The organism is Amycolatopsis sp. NPDC004368, from assembly GCF_053602515.1.
The window spans coordinates 745,013-753,674 of record NZ_JBSGDT010000001.1 but is presented as its reverse complement, the minus strand read 5'-3'; the positions used below and the strand labels follow the sequence as shown (position 1 = coordinate 753,674).

General features: G+C 69.1%; 10 protein-coding genes. 5 read left to right on the top strand and 5 right to left on the bottom strand.

Going from position 1 to position 8,662, the window contains the following annotated elements; translation table 11 throughout:
• The 3 genes from ACWEOE_RS03515 to ACWEOE_RS03505 all read left to right on the top strand — a co-directional run.
• On the top strand, positions 1-404 hold a 404-nt coding region (locus ACWEOE_RS03515), incomplete at its 5' end, for a transposase (protein ID WP_452003270.1).
• A gap of 468 nt (positions 405-872) precedes the next feature.
• Positions 873-1,589 (top strand): hypothetical protein, encoded by a 717-nt coding sequence (locus tag ACWEOE_RS03510; protein ID WP_452003267.1) that lies wholly within the window; start codon positions 873-875, stop codon positions 1,587-1,589.
• A 23-nt stretch (positions 1,590-1,612) separates the two neighbouring features.
• Positions 1,613-1,765, top strand: coding sequence for a hypothetical protein (locus tag ACWEOE_RS03505; protein ID WP_452003265.1), 153 nt, complete (start codon positions 1,613-1,615; stop codon positions 1,763-1,765).
• Between the two features lie 46 nt (positions 1,766-1,811).
• On the opposite strand, the gene ACWEOE_RS03500 is transcribed toward ACWEOE_RS03505, so the two are convergent.
• The 4 genes from ACWEOE_RS03500 to ACWEOE_RS03485 all read right to left on the bottom strand — a co-directional run bounded on the left by ACWEOE_RS03500 (position 1,812) and on the right by ACWEOE_RS03485 (position 5,507).
• Positions 1,812-2,534 carry a G1 family glutamic endopeptidase gene (locus ACWEOE_RS03500; RefSeq protein WP_452003264.1) on the bottom strand — a complete coding sequence of 241 codons (723 nt, stop codon included), beginning with the start codon at positions 2,532-2,534 and terminating at the stop codon, positions 1,812-1,814.
• A gap of 243 nt (positions 2,535-2,777) precedes the next feature.
• A complete protein-coding gene (locus ACWEOE_RS03495; protein WP_452003261.1) occupies positions 2,778-3,830 on the bottom strand; it encodes an ABC transporter substrate-binding protein in 1,053 nt (350 codons plus the stop codon).
• A complete protein-coding gene (locus ACWEOE_RS03490) occupies positions 3,830-4,711 on the bottom strand; it encodes an ABC transporter permease (RefSeq protein WP_452003259.1) in 882 nt (293 codons plus the stop codon). Before ACWEOE_RS03490 ends, ACWEOE_RS03495 begins: the two co-directional genes overlap by 1 nt.
• The gene (locus tag ACWEOE_RS03485) at positions 4,701-5,507 is read right to left on the bottom strand and encodes an ABC transporter ATP-binding protein (RefSeq protein ID WP_452003257.1); all 807 of its coding nucleotides are present in this window, start codon (positions 5,505-5,507) and stop codon (positions 4,701-4,703) included. Before ACWEOE_RS03485 ends, ACWEOE_RS03490 begins: the two co-directional genes overlap by 11 nt.
• Before the next feature lie 154 nt (positions 5,508-5,661).
• Between ACWEOE_RS03485 and ACWEOE_RS03480 the strand changes: the two genes are divergently transcribed.
• Together ACWEOE_RS03480 and ACWEOE_RS03475 are read left to right on the top strand one after the other, a co-directional pair.
• Complete coding sequence (locus ACWEOE_RS03480; RefSeq protein WP_452003255.1) at positions 5,662-7,272, top strand: sensor histidine kinase; 1,611 nt, start codon at positions 5,662-5,664, stop codon at positions 7,270-7,272.
• Entirely contained in the window at positions 7,269-7,925 is a 657-nt protein-coding gene (locus tag ACWEOE_RS03475) for a response regulator (protein WP_452003253.1), read from the top strand. Before ACWEOE_RS03480 ends, ACWEOE_RS03475 begins: the two co-directional genes overlap by 4 nt.
• A gap of 16 nt (positions 7,926-7,941) precedes the next feature.
• On the opposite strand, the gene ACWEOE_RS03470 is transcribed toward ACWEOE_RS03475, so the two are convergent.
• Positions 7,942-8,619 carry a hypothetical protein gene (locus tag ACWEOE_RS03470; protein WP_452003251.1) on the bottom strand — a complete coding sequence of 226 codons (678 nt, stop codon included), beginning with the start codon at positions 8,617-8,619 and terminating at the stop codon, positions 7,942-7,944.
• Positions 8,620-8,662 lie beyond the last annotated feature (43 nt).

Genomic DNA, 8,662 nt, shown 5'->3' with positions numbered 1-8,662 from the left:
CCCTCGGGGATTTCCTCGGCTACCCGGTCATCGAGTTCCCGCACGCGACCCACGCGTTCCTCATCCAGCGCCACACCACCCACCACACCAACGGACACCACACCACCCACACCGCGCTCGGGATCACCAACATCACCGCGCCCTGGGCCCACCCCGCCCACCTCGGCCGCTACGTCCGCCGCCACTGGCACATCGAAAACAAACTCCACTGGGTCCGCGACGTCACCTACACCGAAGACCACTCCCGCGTCCGCACCGGCACCACACCCCGCGTCATGGCCACCCTGCGCAACCTCACCACCAGCGCACTCCGCCTAACCGGACACACCAACATCGCCGCCGGACTACGCCACATGACCCGCAACCCCACCCGAGCCCTCACCCTGCTCGGCATCCACCCCTAAACACCACAACGACTTTGCCGGAACCCTGCCCTCCCTGAGGGGGCGTCCCCAAGTCCATTCTACCGGTGGGGCGCGACAAAAACGGTGGCCGACGACGCGGGATGCGGAGTTGTCCACAACTCGGCGCGGATGTGGACAACCTGGGGATACAGCCGGAATTCCTGTGATGGCTTGAGATGTGGTCATCGCGTGCCGATCGCCGGTGACCCGCGAGGGCCCATCCGGGTGAAAGTCGGGTGCTGGACGAGATTCGTCGGAGGAAGGCGCGGTGGGTACGCAGAACGGGCACCCGCCGCAGAAATCGAATTGTGGCGGCAGAGGCGAATCCGAGAAAGCCGGAGCAGACCAGGTTGCGCACGGAGCGGTTTCGCCGGCCGGCGGGTCGGACGGGGCTTCACGCCGAACCACACCCACCCACCACCCCACCAAGTCCTGCACCCCCCTCCCCACCCCCTTTACCGTGACCCCGTGACCCCGGTACCCCCGCAACACCCCGACCCCGACCCCGACCCCCACCCCGACCCCCTCCCCGCCTGGCGGCGCGCCACCGAAGGCGAGACCCGCTGGCCGGCGGCCGTCGTCGTGCTCGGGACGCTTGCGTTGCAGCTCGCGTTGCCCGAGGGCGTCGTGTTGAGGCCGTGGTGGGGGTTGCCGGCGGTGTCGGTTTTGTTGCTCGTCGCGCTGTTGCTGATCAACCCCGGGCGGATCGGCGAGTTCAGCAAGGTCGAGCGGGTCGTGTCGTTGGTGTTGCTGGCGGTGGTGAGTGCGACGACCGCGGGGTTGGCCGTGCGGCTCGTGCTGGGGATCGTGCAGGGGTCGTTCAGCGGGCACGCCGCGCAGGTGTTGGTGAGTGGTGGAATTGTCTACTGGACGAACATCGTCGTCTTTTCGCTCTGGTACTGGGAGTTCGACCGGGGCGGCCCGGCTCGGCGGGCGGGCGGCCGGGCGGAGTACCCCGACGTCCAGTTCCCCCAGATGGACAGCCCCGACCTCGCGCGCAGCGACTGGGAGCCGCGCTACGCGGATTACCTCTATCTCTCCTTCACGAACTCCACGGCGTTCAGCCCGACCGACGTGATGCCCCTGCGGATCTGGGCGAAGCTGACCATGATGGTGCAGGCCGGGGTGTCGCTGCTGCTCGCGGTGATGGTGTTCGCGTGGGCGGTCGGGGCGTTGCAGGGGTAGCCCTCCGGCGGTATACGCCGAGCATGCAGAGACCGGAACCCGACGAGGAAGCCATCGCAGGGTGGCGCCGGAATCCGGCGCACACCGAGAGCCGACGCCGGGGCCGGGCGGAGTGGTACGAGGAGTTCGACGTGCGGGTGGCACGCGTCGAGCGGTCGTACGGGTTCGAGCGCTGAAAGCCGGTCCACAGGGGCACAAGACCCCCGCGGACCGGCCAGAAAATCAGTGCCGCGTCATCGTGAAGCTCTGCCCGTCCGAGCCGATCGCACTCGGGCTGAACGTGCCGGTGCCGCGGTCATCGGCGTCGAGGCCTTCGGGGTTGGTGGATCCGAGGTTCGTGCCGTTGAACTTCACGCCGGTGAAGCTGATGCCGCCCGAGATCGACGGGTACGAGTCGGTCGGCGACTCGATGATGGCCTCGGCCGAGGAGTGCTTGGAGGTCAGCGACTTGCTGATCGTCTTCGACCAGCCCTTGGTGGTGTCGCTGATGTCGAGCCGGTAGGTGTTCGTACCGGTGCGGGTGACCGTCGCGGAGATGTGGTCGCCGGCGCTGACCGGGGCCGACGAGGACGAGTAGTACACCGGCGCCGCCGGGTACATCTCGTACCAGGCCTGGTACACCGGGCGGCCACTGGAGCAGTCGGTGGCCACGCCGGTTTGCTCCACAGTGGACGATCCATCACCGTCGATGCCGACCCACGGGGCGAACAGGTCGTTGGTCGACCGGCAGGTCACCGAAGGTTCCGTCCAGCTCGCGGTCGCGGTCGTGAAGCTGCCGAAGCTCACGTAGCCGCCCCAGTTACCGCCCGAGAAGCTCTGGCCGTGGAAAGACCCGAACGACGGCGTGCTGACGGTGGCGACACCGGCCGCGGCCGCGATGCTCGCCGCGGCGGCCGCCGTGACGGCCAGCACCCGCGCGGTCCGTGAGGAGAGGGGGGAGTTCATGCGGATCCAATCTGATCACCGATGGGGACTCGGGGTGTTACAGGCGGTGCGCACCGGTAACAGTGTTGGATCCGCATGAGCGGGTGGGTAGCTACTTTCGAAGGGTCTTCACTTCCGGGGAAATCTTCACCAATATGTCCTGATTTTCCCTTGTGTGAAAGAAGTCCGTGACGGCCGCCCCGGGAAGGCGAGGCGGCCGTCACGGTGAGCCCGTCCTCCGCGCGGAAGGACGGGCCCGGTGGACTACCGCGCCGAGCGCGTGAGCGCGGCGTCCACGAACTGGGTGGTGTAGGTCTTCGACAGGTCGATGCGGTCCTTCTTCGGCTTCACGTTGCTCGACGACGCGCCGAGCACGCTGAGCACGTTGCGTGCGCCGGCCGGGTCCATGCGGCCGTCGGGGGTGAACATCGGCAGGCTGTCGCGCAGCGATTTCACGTACAACGCCTTGTCCCCGCCCGCGAACGACGGCGGCATCACGTCCGCGACCTGTTCCGGCGTCTGGTTTTTCAACCACTTCAGCGAATCCACGAACGCGTTGGCCAGCTTCTGCACCACGTCGGGGTAGCGCTTCACGATCTCGCAGCTCATGTACAGCGAGCTGGCCGGGTACAGCCCGCCGAGCGCGGCGCGCGTGCCCTCGACCGTGCGCATGTCGTAGAGGATCTTGGCCTGACCGGTGTTGGTGAGCTGGGCGATCGTCGGGTCGGTGGTCATGCCGGCGTCGATGGAGCCCTGCTGCATGGCGGAGATGAACGTCTGCCCGGCGCCGACCTTCACCGGCGTGTAGTCCTTGCCGTCGACGCCGCCGCGGCTGGCGAGGGCCTTGGTGAGGAAGTCCGTGGACGAACCCAGTGACGTCACGCCGAGGTTCTTGCCGCGGAAGTCCTTTCCGGACCGAACCGCCGAAGCCTTGGCCGACGCCACCATTTCCGCTTCACCCGGCACGTTCGAGAACTGCACCACGCTCGTGAGGCACTGCTCCTTGGCCTGCAGGTCGATGGTGTGGTCGTAGAACCCGACCACGGCCTGCACCTCGCCGGCCAGCAGCGACGTCTCGGCGTTCGCGCCCGAGGGCTGGTCGAACAGCTCGACGTCGAGCCCCTGCTTCTCGTACTCGCCGAGCTGCTGCGCGAGCTGGCCCGGCAGGTAGATGACCTTGGAGATACCGCCGATCATGATCTTGATGTGCGGCTTGCCCCCGTTGCCCAGGTCGATGTTCCGCGAATCGCGACACGCCGTGAGCCCTGCCAACGAAAGCACCGCCGTGACGAGCGCGAGTGTCCTCTTCAGACGCATCAGATGTCCCGTCGCCCGTCTTCGGCGGCCATCTGCGGCCGCCACCGCAGCAGGCGACTCTCGGCGGTGCTGATCAGCCATTCGGCGAACAACGCGACCACCGTGACGATCAGCATGCCCCCGTAGACACCGGCGGTGTCGAACGTCCCCTGCGCGTTGGCGATCAGAAACCCCATGCCGGCCTTGGCACCCGTGTACTCACCGACGACCGCGCCGATCAGCGCGAAGCCGAAGGCGACGTGCAGCGACGACAGGATCCAGGACGTCGCGCTGGGCAGGACGATCGACTGCAGTACCTGCCAACGGGTCGCCCCGAGGATCCGCGCGTTGTCGATCAGGTTGCGATCCACTTCACGAGCGCCGGTGAACGCGTTGAAGAACACCGCGAAGAACACCAGGATGAACACCGTCGCGATCTTCGACGAGAGCCCGAGCCCGAACCAGATCACGAACAGCGCGGCGAGCACGATGCGAGGAAGGGCGTTGGCTGCCTTGATGAACGGGGCCAGCACCTCGGCGAGGTAGCGGCTGCGGCCGAGCACCACGCCGCAGATCACCCCGGCGATCGCGCCGAGCACGAAGCCGATCACGGCTTCCTCCACGGTCACCAGGATCTGGTACCAGATGGACCCGAAGTCGGTGCCGGTCGTGAACCACTCCACGAGCCGTTCCCAGATCTTCGACGGCATCGAGTAGAAGAACGGGTCGATCCAGTACCGCCCCGCGAGCTCCCAGCTCCCGAGCCACACCACGAGGATCGCCAGCCGCAGCAGCCACACGTTCCGCTTGCGGCGCCCCGCGGACCGCTTGGCCCTGGCGAGAATGTCCTGTTCGGACTCGGTCACCGGCACCACGGGCGCGGCGGTTGTCTCAAGCGACACCGGTCGCTCCCTTCTGGCGGGCCTTGTCGACCTCACCGCGCAGCGATTCCCAGATGTCGGAGTAGATCGAGCGGAATTCCTCGGTGAGCCGCAACTCCTCGACCTTGCGAGGGCGCTCCAGCGGGATCTCGAAAACGTCCTTCACCGTCGCCGGGCTCGTGGTCAGGACCACGACCTTGTCCGCCAGGGCGATGGCCTCGTCGAGGTCGTGCGTCACGAAGATCACGGCCGCGCCGGACCCGGACCACAGGCGCAGCAGCTCGTCCTGCATCAGCGCGCGGGTCTGCACGTCGAGCGCCGAGAACGGCTCGTCCATGAGCAGAATCTTCGGCTCGGTGACCAGCGTTTGCGCGAGGGCGACGCGCTTGCGCATGCCCCCGGAAAGCTGGTGGGGGTAGTACTTCTCGAAACCTGCCAGCCCCACGCGGGCGATCCAGTCGCGGGCCTTCTCGCGAGCGTCCGCTTTGGACACCCCACGGAAACGCGGACCGGAGGCGACGTTGTCGAGCACCGAGCGCCACGGCATCACGGCGTCGGTCTGGAACATGTAGCCGACCCCGTCCGGAATGGACCGCACCTGGGCGCCATTCACCCGGACACTGCCCGCCGAGGCGGGCTGCAGGCCGCTGACCAGCGACAACGTGGTCGACTTGCCACAACCGGTGGGCCCGACGACCGCGACGAACTCACCCGGTCGCACGGTCATCGTCAGGTCGCGGACCGCGGTGTGCACGGATCCGGAGCCGCTGGGGAACCTCTTGGTCGCGTGCTCCAGCTCGATCAGGGGTGGGGCCATCGTGGTGACTCCTTCGGCGCGGTGGGGACTGCGGCGAAGGTTAAGAGCACGTCAAGACGCCGGGAAGCTTGTCGACGTTCTGCGTCTGCTCTGCTCGTTCTCCACGTTTTGCTCATTTCGCGCACAGCCCTGAGCTGGGGGTATGTTGCGTCGCATGCCGAAGTGGGCGTTGTTCGAACGCATGCGGTTCACCCGCCAGGTCCTGCTGTTGCAGATCGGGGTCGTGGTACTCGTGGTCGGGCTCGGCGTCTTCCTCGTGAGCTGGCAGCTGCGGTCGACGCTGACCGAGCAGTACGGCGAGCGGGCCCTGGCGGTCGCGAAGTCGGTGGCAGTCGACCCCGTGGTGGTGGCGGGTGCGGCGGCGCGACGGCAGGGCGGGGTGCTGGAGGCGCGCGCGGACGCGGTGTCGAAGGTCAATGGCGCCTTGTTCGTGGTGGTCACCGACGACAAGGGCATTCGCCTCGCGCACCCGACACCGTCGGAGATCGGCGACAAGGTCAGCACTTCGGCAGAGGAAGCGCTGGCGGGCAACGACGTGATCAGCGAGTTCGACGGTGGCACGCTCGGGCCGTCGGTGCGGAGCAAAACGCCGATCCGACAAGGAAACCGGGTGGTCGGTGAGGTCAGCGTGGGCTACCAGGTCGGCAAGCTGACCAGCGATTTCAACCGGTTGCTGCTGATCACCCTGCCTTTCGCGGCCGGCGCGCTGCTGCTCGGCGCCGGCGCGTCCGCGCTGCTCAACCGCCGGCTCCGGCGCGTCACCCACGGCCTCGAACCCCACGAACTCACCGAGCTGCTCTACGAACGCGAAGCGGTGCTGCACGGTATCGGCGAGGGCATGCTGGCCGTCGACGGGTCGCGGCGGATCTCAGTGCGCAACGACGAAGCCGAACGACTGCTCGGGATCGCCCTGCCCGTCGGGACCACTTTGGACGAACTGGCCCTGTCGCCGCGGGTGCGCAAGGCCGTGGTGGAGGGACAACCCGTGGACAATCTCCTTGCTGTGGCCGGAAATCGGGTGCTGGTGATGAACTCCCGCGCGGTGCGCCGCGAGGACCGGGCACTCGGCACCGTGCTGACGTTCCGCGACCGCACCGACCTCGACACGCTGAGCCGCGAGCTCGACGGTATTCGCTCGCTCTCCGACGGCCTGCGCGCCCAGCGGCACGAATTCGCCAACCGGCTGCACACGTTGTCAGGACTGTTGCAGCTCGGGCACCACGCCGAGGCCGAGGAGTACCTCCAGACGCTCACCGAGACGACGTCCGCGCGCTCGGCGCCGCTGGGTGGCGACGCGGTGGCCGACCCGTACCTGCAGGCGTTGCTGGTGGCGAAATCCGAGCAGGGGCTGGAAAAAGGCGTGGAGCTGAAGCTGGCCGACGACTCGTTCGTGCGCGGCTCGGTGACCGATCCGGTCGCGACCGGCACCGTGATCGGCAACCTCGTGGACAACGCCCTGCACGCCGCGCGCATGGGCCCGCGCCGGCCGGCGGCGGTGGAGGTCGGGCTGTTCGCGGAAGGTTCGACGCTGCACGTGTCCGTTGTGGACAGCGGTCCGGGTGTGCCACTTCCGTTGCGTGACACACTGTTCGACGAAGGAGTGTCGACCAAGCTCACGCCCGGCCACGGCCTGGGGCTCGCCCTCGCGCGGCAGGCCGCCCGCGCGCGGGGCGGGGACGTGTGGCTCGCCGACGCCGGTGGCGAAGCGGCGGGTGCGCTGTTCGTCGCGAAACTGCCCGACCTGCTCGTGGAGGCCGCTTCATGATCCGCACGCTCATCGTCGACGACGACTTCCGCGTGGCCGGTGTGCACGCGGGCTTCGTGGCGGAGGTGCCGGGCTTCACCGTCGCGGGCATCGCGCACACCGCCGCCGAAGCGCGCGCCCGCGTGCGCGAACTGTCGCCGGACCTCGTGCTGCTCGACGTTTATCTGCCCGACGAGCCCGGCCTGTCCGTGCTGCCGGACCTCGCCACGGACACCATCGTGCTCTCCGCCGCGACCGACGCCGCGTCCATCACGGCCGCCATCCGCGCCGGCGCCCTGAACTACCTGATCAAACCCTTCACGACCCGGCAGCTGGCCGAGCGGCTCACCGCGTACGCACGCTTCCGCACCCAGATGACCACCGACCGGCCCTTCACCCAGGACGACGTCGACCGCGCCTACCGCGCGCTGCACGACCAGGACCGGGCCACCACGCCGAAGGGCCAGTCGAGCGCCACGGCCCGGCTGGTGTCGCAGCGGCTGCGCACCTCGGGGGCACCGCTGTCGGCGGCCGAGGTAGCGGGTGAGCTGGGCATGGCGCGCGCCACGGCGCAGCGGTACCTCACGGCGCTGGCCGATTCGGGCGCGGTGGAGATGCGGCTTCGCTACGGCGCGACGGGCCGGCCCGAACACGAGTACGTGTGGGTCGGCTGACCCGGAGAGCCGCTGGTCAGCGGTGGGACATGCGGTCCGCGAGGTCGATCCACGGCTTCCACTGAGCCATGTACTCGTCGAATTCGCTCGCGCTGGATTTGGTCGAGGTCGCCTTCGTGTCGGAGCGCGCCTCGCTGTCGTCCGGGGCCGAGGTGGGGCGGTGCTCGGAGCGCGGGGGGGTGGGCCGGCTGGCGACGTGCTGCTTCGCGGGGGCCGCGGGCTTGTTGTCGGGGACCGGGACGTACACGGTCACGGGGGTGGGCGGCGGCGCGGCGGGCGTCGGCGCGGGGGCCGGCGCGGGCTGCTGCGTCGCCGGAGCCGGGGCCGGGGCCGGTGCCACGAGCTCGCGCTGGTCGTTGGGCACGGCGACGTCGTCGGTGGTGTGGCCGAGGAACGAGCCCGAGAACAGGCCGCCGGCGAGCCAGCCGAGGGCGAGCAGCGCGCACGCGGCCGTGGCGGCGACCCAGCCGCGCGTGCGGCGGCGGGCGACGGCGCGCGGGCGGGTGCCGAGCGGTGCGAGCACGGTGGCGCAGGCTCCGTCGCCCGCGATGGGCAGGAGAGCGGGCACCACGGGGATCGGCTGCGTGTCCTCCGGGCTGCGCCGCCCCCGCGGCACGCTCGCCGCGACGATGCCCGTGCGGTCGAGCAGGTCGTCGGCAGGCGAGGTCGCGCGTCGCTCGGCGGTGCGCAGCATGGGGGGTACCTCCGGGGTACGGGCACTCGGATGGACGTCAGCA

What these genes read in the sequence shown, in the direction of transcription:
- ACWEOE_RS03505 (WP_452003265.1), top strand. Translation starts at nt 1,613, where the DNA reads ATGCAGAGACCGGAACCCGACGAGGAAGCCATCGCAGGGTGGCGCCGG.
- ACWEOE_RS03500 (WP_452003264.1), bottom strand. Translation starts at nt 2,534, where the DNA reads ATGAACTCCCCCCTCTCCTCACGGACCGCGCGGGTGCTGGCCGTCACG.
- ACWEOE_RS03495 (WP_452003261.1), bottom strand. Translation starts at nt 3,830, where the DNA reads ATGCGTCTGAAGAGGACACTCGCGCTCGTCACGGCGGTGCTTTCGTTG.
- ACWEOE_RS03485 (WP_452003257.1), bottom strand. Translation starts at nt 5,507, where the DNA reads ATGGCCCCACCCCTGATCGAGCTGGAGCACGCGACCAAGAGGTTCCCC.
- ACWEOE_RS03480 (WP_452003255.1), top strand. Translation starts at nt 5,662, where the DNA reads ATGCCGAAGTGGGCGTTGTTCGAACGCATGCGGTTCACCCGCCAGGTC.
- ACWEOE_RS03475 (WP_452003253.1), top strand. Translation starts at nt 7,269, where the DNA reads ATGATCCGCACGCTCATCGTCGACGACGACTTCCGCGTGGCCGGTGTG.
- ACWEOE_RS03470 (WP_452003251.1), bottom strand. Translation starts at nt 8,619, where the DNA reads ATGCTGCGCACCGCCGAGCGACGCGCGACCTCGCCTGCCGACGACCTG.